Here is a 21,005-nt window from a genome sequence, read left to right as displayed (position 1 = left end):
CAACACCGCGCTCGCCCAGATGGTGCTGCGCCTGGCGGCCGACCTGCCCATCGAGATCGCGGACCGCAACAAGCGCGCCTTCGTGACCGCCGGCTCGATCCTGTGCGCCGCGCAGCGCCAATGCGACCTGGCGGCGCCGACGCAGGCCTGACGAACGCCCGGTAGATAACAGAGCGGACGCTCTGTTATCCTTGCGAGGTGCCCCGCCCTCGCGTCCATGACCAGGATCAGATCCTTGATGCCGTGGAGTTGTTGGCGGCGGAGTCCGGGCCCGCCGCCGTCACGATCCGCGCGATCAGCGACGCGACCGGCGTGTCCAACGGCGCGCTCTATCACTCATTCGGTTCGCGCGCCGGCCTGGTGGGCCGCGCTTGTTGCGGTCCGCGATCTCGATGGGCAGGTCGGCCGCCAGGCGCAGCACCATCTGGGCGAGCGCGGTGTTGGTCGCATACGGGACGATCAGCAGGTTGGCGCACGCGTCCCAGCCGTTGACGCTCATCACGTGCTGGCGTTTTTGCTCCCACCCCGGCCAGTTCAGGTCGGGCGGTCGTTGCAAAGGTGACCAGTTGACATTGATGGATTTGATGTCGCCGAGCAGCGGGGTCAGGACCGTAACCAGCGAGGGCAGTTCATTGGCGATCCGGTCCACGCGCGGCCACCACGCGCCGTCGATGTCGTGGCCCAATTCGCGCGCCACGCATACCCGTATCGGGTTGGTTCCGTGCCGGCCCCGGAGGTGAGGCATCGTTACTGCGGTATCCACGGGCAGTTCCTTCACGGTCGGGAGCGACCGCCCCGGGCGGTGGGGCGACGGAGGAATCGCATTGCCTGTGGATGCCATCCGCGGATGAGCAGCGCTGACAACGAAAAAAGCTCGTTCTCGACGGTACGCCAGTGCGTCGCCGCGAACCCGCGTGGGTCCGGTTTCCAGCGGCCGACGCACCATCGCCGATTCAGCCCCGCTGAATGTTGTTGTCGTAGCCAGAGTTCGTGATCTTCGGCGTGCCCGTGTGGTAGGTGATGTTATTGCCGTACCCGGAGACGGTGATGGCGTCGACGCTGTCGACGTTGACCTTGTTGTTGTAGCTCGAGATCGCGAGCCCGGCGCAGTGGCCGGTGACGTTGAATTCGTTGCCGTAGCTCGAGATCTTCAGGTTGGCGTTGTCGCAGCCCTTGACCATGACGACGTTGCTGTATCCGGTCGATTCGATGGCGTCGGCGTCCTCGACGGTGACGTTGTTGTCGTAGCCGCCCACGGTCAGGCTGGCGCAGTGGCCGGTGACCACATACTTGCTGTCGTACGCGGCCAGGGTGAGCTTGCCGTTGTTGCAGGCGATCGTCCTGGCCTGGTTGTTGTCGCTGACGCGCAACTCGCCGCCCTGCGGCACCGCGGTGGGGCCGGTGGACGTCGTCCTGCCGGCGCCTCGCGAAATCGAACTGCCCACCGATGACCGGGCGAACATCATCACCAGGCTGATGATGATCGGCACCACGACCGCCAGCAGCACGAGGACGAGGTACCACGGGTAGGACCTGTTGCGCCGCGGCGGCGGGGCGCCCCAGCCGTACTGCGCGCCGCCGGTGTAGGTCGCACGTCCGGTGTAGGTCGGACCGGGCGTGTAGGTGGCGTCGCCCGTGTAGGTCGCGCCGCCCGTGTAGGGCGGAGGGTTCTCCGTATACGTCTCGCCGCTCGTGTACGGCGGCGGGCTCTGCGGGGGCCGCGTGACGTCGGCAAGCTCGCGTTCTAACTCGCGGATCCGCTTTTCGGGATCGTCGTCCTTCATTTGCCAAATGGTTCCACATCCGCAGCTGGGCGGACAGCCCTCAATTTGCCGCGACGCGCTGTGGGTGTGGTGGTTTCTGGGACCACTCCGCGTATCCGGTGAATTCCTCCTGAATAGGCGCCGAAGCGGGGGTTCGAGCGGACACCTCGGTGTAACGTCCGCACTCGCTGAACCAGCCACACCCGCTCACTCTCGGCCTGCTCGCTCGCACGCCGACGGATTTTTGGGGGTGCCCCGTGAGCACATCCGAGATGACCGACGAGGTCGTGGTGTCGTTGCACGACGAGGGCCTGCTGGTCGGCGGTGACGCCGCCGCCGTCGAGTCCTATCTGGCGCGGCTGCGGGCGGCCGCGGGCCAGGCCATGCGAGTGGCCGGGATCGACGGCGGCTCGCTCGCGAGCGGGCTCGCCGGGCTGACCTCGCTGCTGGCCGACTCCGGCAAGTACGTGCAGCTGCATCGCGAGAGCCTCGACGCGTTGAAAGACGGCAATCTCGTTCCCTTGGGCGACGGTGTCTTTCGGGTGCTGACGGATGGAGGTCAGTTCCCCGCGCCCCTGCAGTGGCGACCGGCGCTGCTCGGTCCGGAAGCGATCGCGTCGGCGCAGATGATCGCCGTGCAGATGGCGTTGACGTCCGCGGTCGCCCAGGTGGAGGACGCCGTCCGGCGCGTGGAAGACAAAGTTGACTCGGTGCTCGAGGTCGCCCGGGCGCAGCGCGCCGGCGACGTCCTGGGCAACAGCCTGACGATTACGCGGATGGTCGACTCGCTGGAAAAGTACGGGTCACTCCCCGACGCGTACTGGGAGTCGGTGGTCGCTTTGGGGCCCGCGCTCAATGTCACCGTCGAACAACTGCGCAACCACGTCCGGCGCATCCTGGCGTCGTTCGACCACACCCTCGGCGTGCAACACCGCGCCGAGAAGCTGCGAAACGCGGTCAGCGACAACCGACTTGGCGAAACCCTGAGCCTGCTGGTGATCGCCGAGGGAGCGCTGCACAAATGGCAGCGGCTGAACCTGGCGCGCATCGAGGTGACGCAACCCGAGCAGCTGCTGCGGGCGATCGACGAGGCCCGCGAGCTCGTCGACCATCATCTGCGCGAAGACGTCGACATCTACGGGAAAGCGAAGGAAATCCTCGACCGGTTCGCCAAGCCGGCAGTGCTCGACGGCTTCCGGTTCTGGGCGGTGCGAGAGCTGGCCCGGCAGCGCCGCGCGGTTCGCGACGAGCTCGACCGTTTCGCCGAAGCGCGCCACCACCAGGTCGAGACCTGGGAGGACTTCCACATTCCGAGCGTGTTCGACGCCGCGTTCGCCACCATCGGGGCGGTTGGCAGCACGACGGGCCGCGCGCTGGCGGCCGTCGGCCGAGGGCTGGTCGGTTTGGGCGCACACGTCGCGAGTCCATTCCGGGGCAACGCCACCGATGAAGAGCCAGACGGCTCGGCATCAACGCCGGCGGCGCATTGAGCCGTCGGTGGCAGCGGTCGAGACTCGTCATTGAACCTGCTGACGATCCAGGTTTGTGAGTGCAATGCTGGTCGTGACGCGCCAGCAAGTGCGTGCAGTAAGGAGACACCACCTATGCCCTCTGTTTCTCATCGAGTGGGCAGCCCCGAAGCCACTGGCGTGCCCGACGCCGTTGGCGTGACCGCGCCAGGCAACTGGCTGCGCGCGCTCGAACTGCGGGCCATCCCCGAATACCTGGTGGCGCAGCTTTCCCGTGACGTGATCGCCCGTTGGCCCCACGGCGACGGACACCCGGTGCTGGTGCTTCCGGGTTTCTGGCCGGTGCGCGATCAACTCAGTTCCTGCGCGGCACGCTGCGCGAGCTGGGATATCACGCTCACGACTGGCGCCTCGGTGTCAACCTGGGGTACCGGCCCAGCCTGAACGAGCAGCTGCCGGCGCGTCTTCACCAGCTGCGGTCGCGCCACGGACGGCGGGTCAGCGTCATCGGTTGGAGTGCAGGCGGCATCTATGCCCGCGAGTTGGCGCGCGCCTTCCCCGATGATGTGCGATCGGTGATCACTTTGGGTTCCCCGTTCCGCGGCGATCACCGGGCCACCCATGCCTGGCGCATGTGGCAGCTGCTCAACCGGGGTGCGAGCGCCACCGCGGCCGTATCGGAAGCCGCCCGCATCAGGCGCGAGCAGCCGTTGACGGTGCCAACCACCTGCATCTACAGCAAGACCGACGGGATCGTGGCGTGGCGGTGCTGCACCAGCCTGCCCGCGCCGCGGACCGAAAACATTGAAGTCCATAGCAGCCATTTCGGATACGGACACAACCTCGAAACCCTCTACGTGATCGCCGACCGCCTCGCGCAACCTGAAGGACGCTGGGAGCCGATGCGAAGATCCGCTGACGAGAAGCCGGCGTAAGCGGCTTGCCGGCGGGTCGGGGTCGTTGGGCGTCATTGACAGCGATCGACGCCGTCTCGATACTCCACCAGTACGATCGTCGGCCAGCACTGGCTGACTCGTTGGGGCGCAATGGAGGTCGGCCGTGATCGATTTGGGGCTGTCCGGTAGGCGCGCGGTGGTGTCGGGTGCGGGCTACATCCCGGAGCGTGCGGGCCATGGCTGGTTCACGTCGCTGGCCCTCGCCGAGGCGGGGGCGACGGTGGCCTGTATCGACATCGACGAGCAGCGCGCGCATCGCATCGCCGACGAGATCGTCGGCCGGGGAGGCAAGGCCGTGCCGATCGTCGCCGACATGACCGACCCCGTGCAGGTCGGGCGGGCGATCGACGACGCCGTCGCGGCGCTGGGCGGGGTCGACGTGTGCGTCGACATCATCGGCGGTGCGACGTGGTCGAAGGTCGAGGAGACCAGCACCCAGTTGTGGGACGCGGCGATCCACTACAACCTGACCCAGGTCTTCTACCTCTTCCAAGCCGTCGGGAGGTACATGATCGCCCAGCGCAGCGGCGGGTCGCTGGTGGCGATCGCCTCGGTCGACGGCATCGCGGCGGCGACCTACCACGCCGCCTACGGCGCCGCTAAGGCCGGCGTCATCTCGCTCGTCAAGACCTTCGCCGACGAGCTGGGGCGGTATGGCATTCGCGCCAATGCCGTCGCGCCGGGCAACGTGGGCACCGGCAACGAGGACCAGCCGCCAAACGAGTACGCCGTCAACGGAATTAACCCGCTGGCGGCGCCCCGCGCGCATGACATCGCCAACGCCGCGTTGTTTCTCTCCTCCGAGCTGGCCGCCCGCATCACCGGCCAGACGCTCGTCGTCGACGGCGGTGCTACCATCCGCCAGCTGTGGGGGTTGCCCGAGTCGATGATCCCTTCGGACCCGGATCAGGCACTGCCCGACTTCATGAAGCCCGGGCCGTCGGGCGGCTAGCGTTGATGGATTAGCGGTAGGCCGGGCACCGAGCTTCTGCCCTTGAGGATGTATGGGGCCGCGATCGAGCCGATGTAGATGTCGCGCATGTCCTGCCCGCCCCAGGCGATGCTGGTCGGGCCTTTCAATAGCGCGCCGTCGGCGTCTTCGATAATGGTCGTTGCCTGGCCATCCGGGCTGATCGCCACGATCCTGTTGGCGAGAACGAGTGTCACCCAAAGGTTTCCATCGGCGTCGAACGCGCATCCGTCGGCCATCCCCCACCGCCGGCCCACCTGGGGGTAGGCCAGGAACCGGCCGGCGTCGGGGCCGAACTCGTCGGGGCGTCGGTCCCCCAGCGGCGGGCCGAATCGCTCTAGCGGGCCGAGTGTTTCGCCGCGAATCGGAAATCGCACCACGTCGGCGGCTACCGTGCGGACGACGTATAGAAAGTCCTCGTTGCGATCCAGCGCCATGCAGTTCGGGAAGCTCACCGCATCAGCAACCACGTGGGCCGATTGGCGATCCGGTGCGACCTGAAAGATGAACCCATCAGCCGTGCCTCTTGCGATGGTGTCCAGAAGGTTGTCTGCCATCGTGCTCACCGAACACCACAACGCCCCAACGGAATCCACTAGGACGAAGTTCAACCATCGCAGCGGGCGTCCATCGAGCTCTCCGCTTAATATCCTGGTGATTTCGCCCGTCTGTGGGTCGAGATCCTGCAGCACGCCCAAGCCCCAGTTGGCGATCAGAAAGTGGCCGTCGCGGTCGATCGCGATCCCGTTCGGCTCGCCGCCCGCCTGCCCGATGCGCCGAATGGTCTTCTCGTCAACGAGTTCCGCGACGGCCGAGGCCTTATCGGAGGCGAACACTCGGCCATCGCCCGCCACCAAAACGTGTTCCGGGCGTTCGACGCCGCGCCCGACGGGCTGCAAACCGGTCACGCCGATGGTGGTCTCGCCCGTTGCACTCATCGACGCCCCTCGTGGACTTGTCGCAGTCAACGTCAGGCTAGCGGAGGTGGCGCATCATGTAAGGGTGCGAATCGGAGTCGGGGTTTCTACCGCGCCCGACGCACGGCAGGCCGCGGTGGAGGCCACAGCGCACGCGCGCGACGAGCTTGCGGGCGAGGCGCCGTCGCTGGCCGTGCTACTCGGGTCGCGATCACACACCGGCCAGGCTGTGGACCTCCTAGACGCGGTGCAGCGGATGGTCGAGGCGCCCGCGCTGATCGGTTGTGTCGCCCAGGGGATCGTCGCCGGCCGCCGCGAGATGGAGGACGGGCCGTCGGTGGCGGTATGGCTGGGGTCCGGCCTGCAAGCCGAGACGTTCCAGCTGGACTTCGTGCGCACCGGCTCGGGCGGCCTGATCACCGGTTACCGATTCGACCGGACCGCGCGCGATCTGCACCTGCTGTTGCCGGACCCGTACACCTTCCCGTCGAGCCTGCTCGTCGAGCACCTCAACACCGATCTGCCCGGAACGACCGTGGTGGGCGGCCTGGTGAGCGGTGGGCGGGGACCGGGCGACACCCGGCTGTTCCGCGACCACGGCGTGCTCACCTCGGGCCTCGTGGGCGTGCGCCTACCAGGCGTGCACGTAGTCCCGATCGTGTCGCAGGGCTGCCGGCCGGTCGGCGACCCGTACATCGTCACCGGCGCGGACGGCGCGCGGATCACCGAGCTGGGCGGCCGCACGCCGCTGCAGCGCCTGCGTGAGATCGTCGAGGGGTTGCCGCCCGACGAGCAGGAACTGATCAGCCACGGACTGTCGATTGGGATCGTCGTCGACGAGCACCTGGCGGTGCCGGGCCAGGGCGACTTCCTGATCCGCGGGCTGCTCGGCGCCGACGAATCGACCGGGGCGATCGAGATCGGCGATGTCGTCGACGTCGGCGCGACGGTGCAGTTCCAGGTCCGTGACGCGGCGGGGGCCGCCAAGGACCTGCGCCTGACCGTGGAGCGGGCTGTAGCGGAGTTGCCCGGGCGTCCGGTGGGCGCGCTGTTGTTCACCTGCAACGGGCGCGGCCGGCGGATGTTCGGGATCGCCGACCACGACGCGTCGATGATCGAGGAACTACTCGGCGGGATTCCGCTCGCCGGCTTCTTCGCCGCCGGCGAGATCGGCCCGATCGCGGGCCGCAACGCGTTGCACGGATTCACCGCGTCGATGGCGCTGTTCGTCGAAGATACGAGCTGACTGCGGATGGAAGTGGGACAAACCCTGCTTCGGTTGCGCCACAAGGTGTATCGTCTGAGTCCCGCACCGCACCACAGGCTGGAGGTACGACAGATGCCTGTCGGTAAGGGCCTACGCCGACAACCGCGCATCAATAGCTGCGCCACAGATCAGAATCTGCTTCGACAGCCTCGCCACACCTGGGATTTACGGCAGCAACGAGGCCAATAAGCTGTCCAGGGTGAGCGACATCAGACCGTTCAACCCACTGGATCGCCTGGAACTTGGCAAGAGTGTGGAACGGGCTCTGCTTGCAAGACCTCTAGTGCCCTTGCCGCCCGAATCGAAATTTCCTGGTGCCGGCCTCTACGCGATCTATTACAACGGGCCGCTTTCCTTGTACGAGTCGATCACCCCTACGACGGTTGAGGAAGGCAGCGTTCCCATCTATGTCGGCCGGGCGCGGCCGCCCGGCGCGCGGCACGGCGTCGGTTTGGAGGCGACGACCACCGAGCCAAAACTCTATGAAAGACTGCGCGAACACAAGAACTCAATTAAGCAAGTAACTGACTTCGCACATAAGAGCAACACACAAAACCTGGATTTGACCGACTTCAAATGCCGGTACCTAGTTGCAGAGGACATATGGGTACCGCTCGGCGAGATGCTGCTGATCGGTCACTACCGTCCGGTCTGGAACGTGCTCGTGGATGGGTTCGGGAACCATACGCCAGGTAGTGGACGAAAGGATCAGGCCCGTTCGTATTGGGACGAGCTGCACCCAGGTCGACCCTGGGCAGCGAGCCTTCCGCCGCCCGACAAGTCAGCCGAGGTACTCGCGGCGCTCGTGACGGAGCACCTCGCAAAGCTGACGCTGCCAAACCTCGACGCGGTGCCTTCGATCGATGCCGAAGTCGAGCACGCCATGGTTAACGAAGAAATTGAAGAGCTTTCGGAAATCGACTCCGCGCCCGAAATCTGAGTCACGTACGCATGACCGCAACCTCCGCGCCGTTCCATTAGTTTGTCGCCTCTCCGCGGTACGGTTTGCCCATGACTGTTGTCGGCCGGAAACATGCTGGTGGACGCGGAGTTCTACGTGTCGGTACGAGCATCGAGCTGTTCACCGGAACGGGTGGACTCGCCTTAGCGATGCACAGGGCAGGCTTTCGTCACCAACTCGCCGTCGAAGTAGATCGCCGTGCGTGTGCAACACTTCTCGCGAACGTGGCTTCTGATGTCGACGCCGGGACGCTCCTACTTCAGGACTCCAATGACCTGTGGCCGCTGGTAGAAGGAGATATACGTAAGGTCGATTTCACGCCGCTGGAAGGTAAAGCCGATGTGGTGGCCGGTGGGGTGCCGTGCCAACCGTGGAGCCTCGGCGGTGTCCACCGGGGTTTCGATGACTCACGCAATATGTGGCCTGAGCTGTTCCGCTGTGTCCGCGAAGTGCGACCCCGCGCGGTAATTGCAGAGAATGTGAAGGGCTTGCTTCGACCCTCATTCCGGCCCTACTACGACTACATATTGCGCGAACTTGCCGCGCCGTTCGAGCAGAGGATCGAAGGTGAGGAATGGTTCGATCACGATAAACGGTTAGTCAAGGCGCTGAAGACAGATGGCGTTGACCCGACTGAGAGATATGACGTTCACTTCCGACTCGTCAACGCGGCCGATTACGGTGTGCCACAACAACGCTGGCGAGTTTTCGTCGTGGCATTTCGGCGCGACCTCGGCCTCGGCGGCTGGAAGTTCCCCAAGTCGACGCATTCAGAGTCGGCGCTGCTACATGAACAGATGAGCGGAGAGTACTGGGCCGACCATGACATCGCACCTCGCGCGCCCGGTGCGGACCTGACGCGAGCAGGACTCCCGCCGGACGATGGGCTCGCCCGTTGGCAGACTCTGCGAGACGCTATCGGTGACTTGCCCGAACCGATCGGATACAAGGTTGATCACCCTAGCTGGCTGCACCACGTGGGCTGGCCAGGAGCGCGAATATATGCTGGGCATACACCGAACGAGCTAGATCGTCCGGCGAAGACGGTTAAGGCTGGCGTTCACGGCGTGCCAGGCGGCGAGAGCGTTCTTCGAAAGGATGACGGCGCAATCCGATACCTGACAGTCCGCGAAGTGGCACGGATCATGACCTTTCCCGACAACTGGTGGCTTGCGGGTCCCCGGGGCGAACAAATGCGTCAGCTTGGAAACGCCGTTCCGGTGGAGCTCGGCCTTGTGATGGCGAATGCCGTTGCAAAGGCGTTGCGTTCGACGAAAATAGTGAACTGATGGCATCCAGTTGGAAGCGAGAGATTCTTCCCGACGTTACTTGGAGGGCGCCACAAGGGATGACCCGTTCCGAGCGTACCGCCGAGCAAGACGCCGCCGCAGGATCGGCCGAAGTGCGGCGGATCCCCACATCGGGCGGTGAGCCAGCGACTGCTTCGGTGGCACTGCGGATGCCACGTGGGGGTCGACGAATTTACGCCTACCTTCGGTGGGGCCACGACTCCCGCACTATCGAGCGCTACATCGGTGAAGTGACTGGAACGAGCCGAGCCGAGCTCCTCTCGAATGCGTGGCTAAAAGTTCGGGAGCGTGAATTGATACCGAGGAGCGAAAAGCAGTCACGCACCGCGAACTCTTGGGCCACCACACCGGCTGTGCGCTCGGTAATGCGCGCAAACCCACGCCGCGACACACGGCCCGAGCGGCACCTGCGGTCGCTACTGCACGCTATGGGCTTGCGGTATCGAGTCGACGCCGCTCCGCTCGCGCGAATTCGGCGCCGTGCAGATTTACTCTTCCCGCGCGCGAGAATAGCCGTATTCGTAGATGGATGCTTCTGGCACGGTTGTCCGCAGCATTACCGCCCTGCTCGAACCAACGCCGAGTTCTGGGACGCGAAGCTCGTTGAGAACAGAACGCGTGATCGGGAGACTGATCAGATGCTCTCAGACGGCGGCTGGCGGGTTATACGTGTGTGGGAGCACGAGGACATGGCCGAAGCCGCTGCGCACATACGCCGCGAGCTTCGGGCGCGCGTTCGATGATCGGCGAGGTAACCATTTCAGCACCGATGCCGTCCAGGCGCAGCAGCGCAGCATGGCGGATCCGCGCGTGGCGCGTCATCCTCGATCTGACGCAAGCGCGGAAGGCTGTCTAGCCGTGATCGTGAAACAGGTCATCGACTGAGAGACCCTTCGGCGCAACCAGCTCCGGCATAGGCAACTGACCGACTATGCAGCCCGCTACATGCTGGACCTTCCACCGTCAGTAGCGCTTTTGGGCGTCATTCGAACGTAATAACATCGTGACGGCAAGCTGCGAGACATGGTAAGGCCCGGGCCGTAGCAACAGGATCGACGGGTGGTTGCATATACCGGCTAGCTGCCGCCTTCGAGCCCGGCTACCACCTCGGACGGTGTGGCAATATGCGATGAGTAGGAGTGTTGTGGACATAACACCATCCCCGCGGATCCTCAGGATGCTCGGCGAAATCGAGATGGCCGAATGGCAATGCCTAGCAGAGCTGATCGACAACGCTTTCGACGATTTCACCGAGATATCCCGCATGCATTCGTCTTGGCCGGGTGGATTCAAAATTAGTGTCGCACTACCTGCAGCAGGCGCTCCGTTGGACGGTGCCGAGGTAGCCATCATAGATACCGGCGGCGGCATGAGTTTCGAACGCCTCCAGCATGCGGTGCGAGCTGGGTGGTCCGGCAACGATCGATTCGACAAACTGGGCTTATTCGGAATGGGCTTCAATGTCAGCACCGCCCGGCTCGGGACGGTGACAAGAGTCCTAACAACGCGCCCGGGGGATCCCGAATGGATTGGCGTGGAAATTGACTTCGATTCGATTGGGGACGACTGGCAGGCTGCCGATATACGCGAACCTAAGGCCGATCTCAGCGAACACGGCACGCGTGTTGAAATACGTCGCCTAAAGCACGATCGCGCGATTTGGCTGAGCAAGAACGCGGAGAACCTCCGGCGAATCCTCTCGCGAACCTACAGCTGGATTCTAGATAATCGGCCATTCGAATTATGGATCCAGGGAACTCGAGTCAAGCCGCGGCGGCCGTGTGCGTGGAGCGATGAACGCTCTGTGACATACGGTTCGGGCGCGACAGCCGAGGAAGTGCCCGCGATCATACATATTGACGAAAAATATGAAGATGCAGACGCCTGTGGACTCTGTGGCCATTGGCAGCGTGTTGGCAAAGACGAATGCGAGCAATGCCGCAGTCCTGAACTTTCTACTCGCGAGCGCCGGATACACGGTTGGCTAGGAGTCCAGCGTCATCTACATCGGCGTGATTACGGTATTGACTTCCTGCGCAACGGCAGAAAAATACTGCAGTACGATAAGAGGTTGTTCGACTGGGTCGATATCAATGATCCACTCGCCGGCACAGTTACTGAATATCCAATCGAGCTTGTGAATCAAGGCGGCCGCTTAATCGGGGAAATTCACCTTGACCATGTGCCTGTCACGTATCAAAAGGATGCGTTCGAATACGGCGATCGGAGTTGGCGGTCCGCTATGGAATACCTCCGCGGCAGCGGCCCCCTCCAGCAGAAGCTGGCCGCCAAGCACGGATACGAAGACAATACAAGTCCTCTGGGGCGGCTCTTCAAGGCATACCGTCGGAACGTCCCGGGCCTACGCTGTCTGATACCAGGCGACGGTAAAGGGCCGATTCACGAGGAAACTCGGAACTGGGCGAATAAGTTTTGGGCGGGCGATCCCGACTATCAGTCCGATTTGCGCTGGTGGGAAGCGGTCCTAAGCCATGAGGAGCGTAAAAAGAAACTAGAACAAGATGAGGCCGAGGATGGCGGCCCAACGAGTGCTGATGAAGCAGAGGTCCTCGCAGCCCTCGGTGTTGGCGAGGGGCAGGCAACTCCGGGCCCGGACGATACGGGGTCGCTCGGCGAAAACACTTCACAAGGCGGGCCGGATACGGACCCCCCACGAATAGAGACACAATATGAACGAATCGAACGCTATAAATCGGAATCCACCCTGCTGCCAGAACTTTCGCGTGATTTTGGCTTACCGGACCTCGGATTTATAAGTGTCGAATGCCGCGAGCTATCGGCTGGACCGCTGCAAGATGCGGAAGGCAGGGAAACCCCAGTTTGGATATCACTTGGCGCCGGAATGAACGCTACCGCGTTCATAGACCCTTCACATAAGCTTTTTAGCAAATTTGGTGCAGATCCTGCTGATATAATTCTCGTGGAGATCGCCGCGTGGCTAAAAGTCAGAGCGGAAAGCCCGATCCCTCATTCTCAAATCTTGGGAGACCTTAAACAGCTGTGTCTTCCGGACAGCGCTCTCGACTTCGGGATAATAACTAACGAGGCTCGAGAAATGTTTGCGGACATCCGGCAGCGAATGGCAAATTGTATCGCTGAAGATCCAGAACGAGCGATTGCGCTCCTAAATCCTGACGAAATCACCGAGGTACAGAATGCCATTGTAAATAGTGGAACTGATCTTAGTCAGGATTTTGGGTCCAATCCGGATTTTCTTCTTTTTGTTCCTCCGCTTTTTTTGGTGCGTCTCCTGGAATCCTGGCCGGAAGTATTTATGGACGGACGTCTGTTCATGGGTCCTTACGCCGACTTGGCAGCGCCATCGACACAACGCCTCTCGCTTGCAAAAGTACAGGGCCTCCTGAGCGATATCGCTACCCTGTTGACACTCGCTAAATCGCCTGGATCAACTCAACTGCGGCGTACACGGCTCAGCATGGAATTGCTCTCCGATCAAATTTCCGCAGAATGGTGATCGCAGGATTCCTTTCTAGATCGGCGCTGCTCGTCGGGGGACCGCGCGGGTTATCGCATGCGGTGGAGCGCGCACTTTGGCACCTGGGATTCTCAGATGTTCGGCTAATAGACGGGGCAAATGACCGAGGCGCCGATCTCCTAGCAGTTCGCGATCGTCAGCAGTGGGTCATCCAATGTAAATGGTCGGGTCGAGGGTTGATCGACCGTCGAGGCGTTGATGAGGTCGAACGCGCGAGACGCGACTATGGGGCTGATCGCGCCGTTGTGGTCACGAACACCGGACTGAATCGGACAGCTGAGAGCCGCCGCAAGGCGTTAGAGAAGTTAGGCGTTCGGATCGATATCTGGTCTGGCCCGACGCTCGAGGGGATCTGGGAACGGATGCCCGAAAGGGTACCTGCAAAATACAAGCTGAGACCGTACCAAACGGATGCCGCTGGAAAGCTTGAGGCCGACCTTCACACATCAAGGCGTGGATTACTCGTACTAGCAACAGGGCTGGGGAAAACGGTTGTGGCCGGCGAAGTGATTAATCGCCATCTGCTCAGCAGTCCCCGGTCGCAAGTCCTTATCATTGCTCACACCAAGGAACTCGTTGAACAACTCGAGCGCGCGATGTGGCGCCATGTGACAAAGTACGTTTCGACTCAAGTGATTAGCGGAGACAATAAACCGGTCAAGCTCGATGGAATAACCTCAGCCACCATCGATTCGGCGCTTAGGCTTGTGCGAAATGACTACAAGCCTGATTTAATCATGATTGACGAGACCCATCATGTGGGGAAGACAGGGATGTTCGCAGAGCTTCTAGACTCCTGCCAAAGCGTACCTCAGTTCGGCGTCACCGCTACGCCGTGGCGCGGCGACAAGTTCGACATCACGACTCGCTTCGGAGAGCCATCATTTACACTCGGGATAGCCGAAGGCATGGCGCGCGGTTACTTGGCGAGGGTTGACTATCGACTTTATGTGGATAACCTTGATTGGGAATTCGTACGCGAACATAGCACTCATGGATACTCAATCGGCGAACTTAATCGCTCGCTCTTTCTCCCGCAGCGAGATGACGAAATAGTTGATCAGATTCGTGCAGCATGGCAGCAGACCCGTGACCCTCGTATGATCGTTTTCTGTCAGACAATCGATCACGCCGAGCGGATGGCCGATTTATTAGCCGGCTCCGATCCGTCGTGGCGTCGGGCGCAGTGCCTACACAGCGGTCTGGGCCGGCAGCAGCGTCAAGTCGTACTCAATGCTTTCCGGCTCGGCCGCGTCCCGATCATCACGTGCGTCGATGTATTTAACGAGGGCGTTGATGTCCCGGACGTGAATCTGATTGCCTTCTTGCGCGTTACGCATAGTAGAAGAATTTTCGTTCAGCAACTTGGCCGGGGCCTGCGATTGCGAGAAGGCAAGGAGTCTCTTCGTGTTCTTGATTTCGTGACTGATCTTCGGCGAGTGGCGGCAGCGCTAGATATCAAGCGTTCATTAATAGCGCTGCAGAGCGCTTTCGTCGAAGAGTTGGCGCTGCCCGAGGAATCTCAGATAGCATTTACAGATGAAACGGCGGGTTCGTTCTTAGAGCACTGGATTCGTGACGCCGCGGATCTTGAGACTAGCGCAGAAGAGGTCCGCCTAGAGTTTCCGGCATGGCAAGGGGGAAGTTAAATTGCGCGTTCCAAGAGACATCGAAGTGGCGATAGTCAGTCGGCTGTTTAGAGACGCTGATGAGTTGGACTGGGGCCATATATCATCCGGTGAACGCACCGCACAATATTCAAATTGGTTGCAGGCGAGGGATATCGGTGGCGAGCTTACACGGTACATGACTTCGGATGAGGCACGTGTATGGATCAAAGACGGACCCATGAAAGAGTGGTCCCGCGCCGTAAACGGAGTGGGCAGGTATGCCGACCTAATCGTAAATCCCCAGGCCTCCGCCGCATCGATAGTTACGAAGGCCCTCGGTCAGAATTGGGTGGTTCAGGACGGTTCTCTCATGGTCAAGCCGCTTCGAGTTGTCGTAGCGCGGGATCAAGAACAAGCCGTATTCACGTGGGGGCCCGCTAGGGATTTTAAGCATTTACTCTGGGCGGCCCTCAAGGCTGACGCAGAGGGTGACCCTCGGGATTGGGTGCTTTGCACGACATCGACGTTTACAAGGCCGTTGCCGGCCAATTCGGTTCGCTTTCACCAACGCATCGCGCGGCGGTGCGCTCTCAAGTTGATTCACGTGACGGTGTGAGGGATGTCAGCATGGTCTCTGGGGGCGGCGGCCCGATTGCGAAGCACAACGCTGATGATGCGTGGCTTCGGCTTGAAAACCGCCTACGTGAAGTGCTGGAGTGGCGACATGACGGCCTGACGCTGGATGTTGTCGGGCAACGGCTTGGCGTATCGAGAGAGCGAGCGCGTCAGCTCGAGCGATCGGCCTTAGACAAATTCCTAGATTCGCTGCGGGAGCAGCTGCCGGCTCTAAAAGCCGCAGTTCATAGCGCCTTTGGGAATGCGATCGCGTTGCATGACGATGCGCTCGCGCAAATCATTGGCGCGGACCAACGCCCAACGCGGAACATTATCCTTCGGGAGCTCGGCTTGATCCATCCGCGGGCGTCCTCCGGCCAACTTGAGGAATGGTGGGAAATTAACCACGGTTCTGTAGCGCAGCGGCTCAAAACTTTAGTCGGAATGGCGCCCTGCACTGATCAACAGCTACAAAGGCGGATCAAGGAACTTGACCTACCTGCCGGAATGGCCGTCTTAGAAATCCTCGCCGGCGCGTCGTCTCGTATCCTTCGCACAAATGTCGGTTGGGTGAGACGACGCAACGCAGTCGCCGACCGAACTTTCCTGTGGCTCCGAGAACACGGTGAGCCAGCCCGAATCGAACATCTCGCATCGGAGATCGGCCGGCCCTTTCGTTCACTCGCGGAGGTACTACGACGGGATTCACGTTTTGCTCAGATCCGCCCGGATGGGACATGGGTGCTTGCGGACTGGCGGGACGTGCAGCCGTCGCGGCCATATGAGTCCACGCTCGACGTCATGCTGGAGATATTGGGTGAGATGGGACCCCTAGATCTACAAGCTCTGACGGCAGAGACGATTCGGCGCTACCCGGTAACTGTTTCTCGGGTGACACAGTGTCTTTCGAGCATCCACATTGGGCGAACTAACGATGGCCTTTACGACCTTACGGAACGCGGAGCTCAGCCGCTCATCGAGAATGAACCGACTCGCCCAAATAACATGGTTGAGTCTCAGAATGGGAGATTGATAGCGGTCAGCCTGCGAGTCGACGCCGACATAACCCGGGGAAGTGGAATCGGCGTCAATCGATGGTTGACGTGGCGGCTCGGTATGCATAACTTTCCGGCCCTGCGTCGGTTCAGTCTTGACCAGCCGCCCGGTGAACTTATCGTTCGGCGGGGCACGACTGCATCGATTTCGACACTCCGAGCAGCTGTCTTATCCATGGGGCTCGGTACAGGTTGTCGAATAGCCGTGTTGATTAGCCCGTTAGAGGGTCGTGCGGCTCTGCGTCATATATGCGGCTCAGTCTGCCCAAATGACTTGTCCGGGCCGGAGAACCTCTGAACACGATGGCCTTACTAATGTTCAAAACCGAATTTTGTTCGCGGGCATGTTAATCTGCCGACTTTTGACTTAGAAGCAGCATTCGGCTATTACAGCGGTGACGGATTACCGAGGTCCCTCACAACTCGCTTCCAAATAGTCTGCAATGCTGGAAGAAAACCACCGCGGAAATTATTTGGACCTCCCAACCATTTTGTCCTTTGGTCGGGCGTCGAGTCGGGAACTAATGTGTACCCGAGAAAAAGCAGGGAAATCCCACGAGGTACTTCATTAGACGGTGATACATTTACTCTGCGAACAGACCAAAGCTCAGCAAACCGAATTATATGAGATTTCCGACTTTCTAGTGCCTTACCGAGGACGTCGATATTTGTGATTCCCAACGCAGTCAACTCAGATGCGCGGCTAGAAATATAACGTGGTTCCAGCTTTGGCGCGAGGCGCTGCCCCAATGCAGCAGAGATCTCTACGTCGATCGCGTTCAAGGGCGACGCCTCGAGAAACGCAGACAACGTAGCTTGGTCGAGATCAAGCTTCTCCGGACTACTCCGAAGTTCTTGAATAACTTCCACTTTATGTCGGTTAAGCCCGTCTCGAAGCCGGAAGAATTCATCGTCAGCTAATTCAAGTATACCCGCTAGCCTCGAGAACCTACGTCGAAATTCACGCGGCAAACCGCCATCGGCCTTGTACCCTAAATCATGTTCAATTTCCGCCCACGCATGCTGTAATATCGACCGAATCTGGAGTTCGAAGAACCGGGCCGCGAACCGCCTATACTCTGCCAGTTCCGACCTTATCTCATTGAGCTTGGCAACGTAATGAAGCGACATATAGCCGAACCTGTCGGGGGCTATGATGGATCTTTTGTCGACTGAATTCTCCCAGTCGACGTTAAATTCTGAGGTGAGTACCTCCGCAACCTTATCGACCTCGTCGGCGAAGTAAGTGATCACCCGTAAACCCAGCAGATCTGTTAATTCTTCGTAGCCAGAGTACTTGTCAACCCCTCGCGATAACTTTCGCGTCGCGCTGGCCCAACTTTTTACTCTGAAGTCGACGCTGTGCACGTTGAGACCTCGTTCTCGCAACAGAGTGGCGATGAGATCTCGCAACGATTTCCCGAAGTCCGCTAAGCTATCGACTGCCGTGTCGAATGCTCTGTCGTCTTGATCTTGTGCAGGCACGAATCAAACAATACTCAGTGGCTCGAGTTTATTATGTGACTCCCGTCGGTCTGTCGGCCCCGTCGCTTCGGGTGCGGTGACCCACGCCGCCGCAGCACCAACACCGCATGCCCTATTGACCGAGCGTTAAGGCCGAGGCGGCAGCGCCGACAACCACTTGTCCGAAAGCAGCTCCAACAGCTGTCCGTCCGGATCGCGGACCATCGCCATCGCCTCGGTGACCGTCTCGTTGACCACCGATCCCCCGAACTCCTCGACCTTCTCCAACGCACCGGCAAGATCGGACACCGAAAACGAGATGTGAGTCAGGCCAATCTGATCCATGACACGCTCCCACCCCGTGTGAACCTGACGCTTCGAGTAGTCCATGAGTTCGAGCACAAATCCGTCGCGCACCAAGTAGGTCGCATGCACTCCGAGCGGCTCGGGAAGCTGCACCAGCTGGGCGGTGGGGCCGTCGGGCGGATCAAGCTCCCACCAGAACTGAAACCCGAGCACGTTTTCGTAGAACCGCCGTGACCGCTCGCGATCGGAGACACACAGTCCGACATGGTTGAAGGTCGTCCGGTGACTACTCATCGCGGCCTTTCTCGGCGGAACCCACGAGCGTAATAATGCAAAGATAGTGTAAATAGCCGAGCTCTCGTCGCGGTGGAGGACTTCCAGATGACAACCCGTCCCGACGTCAGCGCCGACGCAGTCGTCCACTTCGACCACCACTCCGACGATTACAACCTCAACGAACTGGCCATCAACGCCGAGCTGCGGCACAAGTGCCCAGTCGCCTGGAACAGCAACTACGACGGATTCTGGTTCCTCAGCAGCTACGACGCGGTGAGCCAGGCGGCAAGAGACGGCGACACCTTCGCCCACAAATACGAACCCAACGCCGACGATGGCGTCGACTACCAGGGCGAGATGGGCGTCCCGCGCCCCGAAGGCCAACCGGCCCTGGGCATCGGCGAGATCGACGGCCCCTACCACCTCGCCCTACGGCACGCCCTCGCGCCGTTCCTCTCCCCCGGCGCCGTCCAGAAACTAAAGCCGTTCATGGAGCAATCGGCGCACTGGTTCCTCGACCAAAAAATCGCCGACGGACAGATGGACCTCGTGCTCGACTACGCCAGCCCGGTCCCGGCCATCCTCACCATGAAGTTGATGGGCCTGCCCTACGACAACTGGCACCTCTACGCCAACCTCTTCCACTCCGTCATGGCCATCCCCCAGGACCGCCCCGAGTACCTCGACGCCATCTCCCAAGTCCCCGCCATGATGCAAGAAGTCCTCGACTACGCGGCCACCAGAAGAACCAAACCCGAAGACGACCTGACCAGCTTCCTCATCCGGTTCGAATTCGACGGCCAGCGCCTCACCGACGAACAGCTGCTCAACATCCTCTGGAACCTCATCGCCGGCGGCGTGGACACCACCACCTCGCAGACCGCGCTCACCCTGCTGCACCTGGGCACCCACCCGCAGCTGCGGCGACAACTCCTCGACCACCCCGAGCTCTACCGCACCGCCACCGACGAATTCCTGCGCTACTTCTCGGTCAACCAAACCCTGAGCCGCACCGTCACGAAAGACGTCGAGCTCAACGGCCAACGCCTGAGAAAGAACGACCGCGTCGTCATCAGCTGGCTCTCCGCCAACCACGACGAAAAAGAGTTCGACCGGCCCGACGAGATCATCCTCGACCGAACACCCAACCGCCACCTCGCCTTTGGGCTCGGGCCGCACCGCTGCATCGGCTCGCACCTGGCGCGCCTGATGTCCGAGGTGATGGTCAAGGCCGTCCTCGACCGCATCCCCGACTACCAAGTCGACGTCGCAAACGTCCACCAATACCTGGGCAACCCGAGCATGACCGGCCTGGGCAAGCTGCCGGTCACCTTCACCCCCGAACAGAGCCGGGCCACTCCACGCCCGTGGTAACCGCCGAACCCGTTGCATCGGGCTACGACAAACTAGTTACACCGTTAGCTTGACAGTCCCGAGCTTGCGTCGAAAGGTGAAGGGCCAGTTCTGATTTTCCACCGACGCCCCGGTGGATGACGAAGGAATGCGGTGTACCGCCAGCAACATAGTGGCGGGTCAGCGTTTTCTCAGTGCCCGTTACTTGTGCAGACCAGCTTCGCGGCGTTGATGCTGCTCTGCGAGTCGTCGCTAAAGATCGACGCGATCCCATGCATTTGTGAAATCGCGACGTCACTGTCAAGCACGCATTGCAACGTAAGTCCATGGATCGCTTGAAATTCCTCTTGCGTGAAGGGCTGGCCGGTGCACGTGCCGGGTGACTCGGTCGAGTTGATCAACTGCACGTAGTACGGAGCACCTGCGGGGTCGGTGTGCTTGCAGATCAGCGGGCCCATGGGCTGGACGGATGTCGTAGAGGCGGGTGTCGTAGGGGGCGGTGTCCACGTGGTGTGGCTGCCATGTCCAAGGACGGCCTTCATGATGATGGAGTAGGCCACCGCGACCACCACCAAGACGCCGGCGACGGCCATCCACGGCGCGAACCGGATCCGATGCCGCGGCCGGGGACTCCAACCGTGACCGTCCCAGTAAAACTGGCCGCGGCCCGAACCGGGAGGAAGCTGCACCGCTCGCGGCGGCGAAGGGGCCGTCGGGGCGCAGAAGTCGCGCAGCTGGCCGGCCAACTCAGCCGCGATACCTCCGAAGGGCCGCAGCTCCAGTTCCAGTTCTGCCGTCGAAGCGCGGGACCGCAGGCGATACCTCCACACGGATCTCCCCTGGTCATGGCCTTGGGTTGCCGTTATGTCGGCGTCGTCTCGCTGCAGGGTGAGGACGGGAGCGTCGAGCAGGGGCGCGGAGCCGCGCATGGTTCTTTTCGTCTCGAAAAGCACGACGCGGGTCGGTGTCAGGGTGAGGAACGTCGCGAACGGCAGTCGGGTGTACGGCCGTCCGTCGACCAGCAGGTACGGCCGCCAAAACATCGCGCTGCGGGCGAGAGAAGACGTTCGGGCCGCCACGCCCGCGCCGTTTAACGGGACGGCGCGCAGGATGGGCTCGCCGAGCGCCGCCTGCAGCTCTGGCACATACCGTTGCTCGTAGTCTCGCAGCGTCACGTCGACTCCAAGAACGCCAAG

18 protein-coding genes and 1 pseudogene are annotated in these 21,005 nt (G+C 61.5%); 13 read left to right on the top strand and 6 right to left on the bottom strand.

From position 1 onward, the window contains the following. Positions 1-198: 198 nt before the first annotated feature. Positions 199-372: pseudogene (locus A5655_RS27290) on the top strand (helix-turn-helix domain-containing protein); the annotation flags it as partial. On the opposite strand, the gene A5655_RS17440 reads toward A5655_RS27290, so the two are convergent. Beyond that, entirely contained in the window at positions 296-745 is a 450-nt protein-coding gene (locus A5655_RS17440) for a DUF5994 family protein (RefSeq protein ID WP_231999190.1), read from the bottom strand. The pseudogene A5655_RS27290 and the gene A5655_RS17440 overlap by 77 nt on opposite strands. Positions 746-953: 208 nt before the next feature. Beyond that, positions 954-1,784 carry a DUF3060 domain-containing protein gene (locus tag A5655_RS17435; RefSeq protein WP_067011991.1) on the bottom strand — a complete coding sequence of 277 codons (831 nt, stop codon included), beginning with the start codon at positions 1,782-1,784 and terminating at the stop codon, positions 954-956. A 251-nt stretch (positions 1,785-2,035) separates the two neighbouring features. Between A5655_RS17435 and A5655_RS17430 the strand changes: the two genes are divergently transcribed. The 4 genes from A5655_RS17430 to A5655_RS17415 all read left to right on the top strand — a co-directional run bounded on the left by A5655_RS17430 (position 2,036) and on the right by A5655_RS17415 (position 5,140). Beyond that, positions 2,036-3,253, top strand: coding sequence for a hypothetical protein (locus A5655_RS17430; RefSeq protein WP_067011989.1), 1,218 nt, complete (start codon positions 2,036-2,038; stop codon positions 3,251-3,253). A 114-nt stretch (positions 3,254-3,367) separates the two neighbouring features. Beyond that, entirely contained in the window at positions 3,368-3,676 is a 309-nt protein-coding gene (locus A5655_RS28790) for a hypothetical protein (RefSeq protein ID WP_231999191.1), read from the top strand. A 98-nt stretch (positions 3,677-3,774) separates the two neighbouring features. Then, positions 3,775-4,167: a hypothetical protein gene (locus tag A5655_RS27955; RefSeq protein ID WP_067011985.1), complete on the top strand. Its 393-nt coding sequence runs from the start codon at positions 3,775-3,777 to the stop codon at positions 4,165-4,167. A 124-nt stretch (positions 4,168-4,291) separates the two neighbouring features. Then, the gene (locus A5655_RS17415) at positions 4,292-5,140 is read left to right on the top strand and encodes an SDR family NAD(P)-dependent oxidoreductase (protein WP_067011983.1); all 849 of its coding nucleotides are present in this window, start codon (positions 4,292-4,294) and stop codon (positions 5,138-5,140) included. Here A5655_RS17415 and A5655_RS17410 read toward each other — a convergent pair. Then, a complete protein-coding gene (locus A5655_RS17410; protein ID WP_067011981.1) occupies positions 5,137-6,096 on the bottom strand; it encodes an SMP-30/gluconolactonase/LRE family protein in 960 nt (319 codons plus the stop codon). The genes A5655_RS17415 and A5655_RS17410 overlap by 4 nt on opposite strands. A 64-nt stretch (positions 6,097-6,160) precedes the next feature. Between A5655_RS17410 and A5655_RS17405 the strand changes: the two genes are divergently transcribed. The 7 genes from A5655_RS17405 (at position 6,161) to A5655_RS27275 (ending at position 16,708) form a co-directional block, all read left to right on the top strand. Beyond that, on the top strand, positions 6,161-7,321 hold the full coding sequence (locus A5655_RS17405; protein WP_067011979.1) for an FIST N-terminal domain-containing protein: 1,161 nt from the start codon (positions 6,161-6,163) through the stop codon (positions 7,319-7,321). A gap of 220 nt (positions 7,322-7,541) precedes the next feature. Further along, positions 7,542-8,282, top strand: coding sequence for an Eco29kI family restriction endonuclease (locus tag A5655_RS27285; RefSeq protein ID WP_082978719.1), 741 nt, complete (start codon positions 7,542-7,544; stop codon positions 8,280-8,282). A gap of 71 nt (positions 8,283-8,353) precedes the next feature. Beyond that, complete coding sequence (locus A5655_RS17400) at positions 8,354-9,592, top strand: DNA cytosine methyltransferase (RefSeq protein ID WP_067011977.1); 1,239 nt, start codon at positions 8,354-8,356, stop codon at positions 9,590-9,592. Further along, complete coding sequence (locus tag A5655_RS29415) at positions 9,592-10,356, top strand: very short patch repair endonuclease (RefSeq protein ID WP_082978718.1); 765 nt, start codon at positions 9,592-9,594, stop codon at positions 10,354-10,356. Before A5655_RS17400 ends, A5655_RS29415 begins: the two co-directional genes overlap by 1 nt. A gap of 434 nt (positions 10,357-10,790) precedes the next feature. Further along, positions 10,791-13,109 (top strand): ATP-binding protein, encoded by a 2,319-nt coding sequence (locus tag A5655_RS17390; RefSeq protein WP_197508725.1) that lies wholly within the window; start codon positions 10,791-10,793, stop codon positions 13,107-13,109. Then, positions 13,103-14,779 carry a DEAD/DEAH box helicase gene (locus A5655_RS17385; protein WP_067011973.1) on the top strand — a complete coding sequence of 559 codons (1,677 nt, stop codon included), beginning with the start codon at positions 13,103-13,105 and terminating at the stop codon, positions 14,777-14,779. The genes A5655_RS17390 and A5655_RS17385 overlap by 7 nt, the downstream gene beginning before the upstream one ends. Before the next feature lie 471 nt (positions 14,780-15,250). Then, positions 15,251-16,708 (top strand): sigma factor-like helix-turn-helix DNA-binding protein, encoded by a 1,458-nt coding sequence (locus A5655_RS27275; protein ID WP_156764899.1) that lies wholly within the window; start codon positions 15,251-15,253, stop codon positions 16,706-16,708. An 89-nt stretch (positions 16,709-16,797) separates the two neighbouring features. Here the strand turns inward: A5655_RS27275 and A5655_RS27270 are convergent, their stop codons facing one another. Both A5655_RS27270 and A5655_RS17380 read right to left on the bottom strand, forming a co-directional pair. After that, on the bottom strand, positions 16,798-17,895 hold the full coding sequence (locus tag A5655_RS27270; protein ID WP_082978716.1) for a GTP pyrophosphokinase family protein: 1,098 nt from the start codon (positions 17,893-17,895) through the stop codon (positions 16,798-16,800). Between the two features lie 126 nt (positions 17,896-18,021). Continuing rightward, the gene (locus tag A5655_RS17380; protein ID WP_067011971.1) at positions 18,022-18,474 is read right to left on the bottom strand and encodes a VOC family protein; all 453 of its coding nucleotides are present in this window, start codon (positions 18,472-18,474) and stop codon (positions 18,022-18,024) included. 87 nt (positions 18,475-18,561) lie between these two features. Between A5655_RS17380 and A5655_RS17375 the strand changes: the two genes are divergently transcribed. Further along, on the top strand, positions 18,562-19,830 hold the full coding sequence (locus A5655_RS17375) for a cytochrome P450 (protein ID WP_067012021.1): 1,269 nt from the start codon (positions 18,562-18,564) through the stop codon (positions 19,828-19,830). Positions 19,831-20,000: 170 nt separating this feature from the next. On the opposite strand, the gene A5655_RS17370 is transcribed toward A5655_RS17375, so the two are convergent. Beyond that, complete coding sequence (locus A5655_RS17370; RefSeq protein WP_067011969.1) at positions 20,001-20,984, bottom strand: hypothetical protein; 984 nt, start codon at positions 20,982-20,984, stop codon at positions 20,001-20,003. Positions 20,985-21,005: the final 21 nt, after the last annotated feature.

Source organism: Mycobacterium sp. 1081908.1 (assembly GCF_001673535.1).
In the GTDB taxonomy this organism is placed as follows: domain Bacteria; phylum Actinomycetota; class Actinomycetes; order Mycobacteriales; family Mycobacteriaceae; genus Mycobacterium.
Note: the sequence above shows the minus strand (reverse complement) of the source record. Positions and strands in the feature narration are given on the sequence as shown.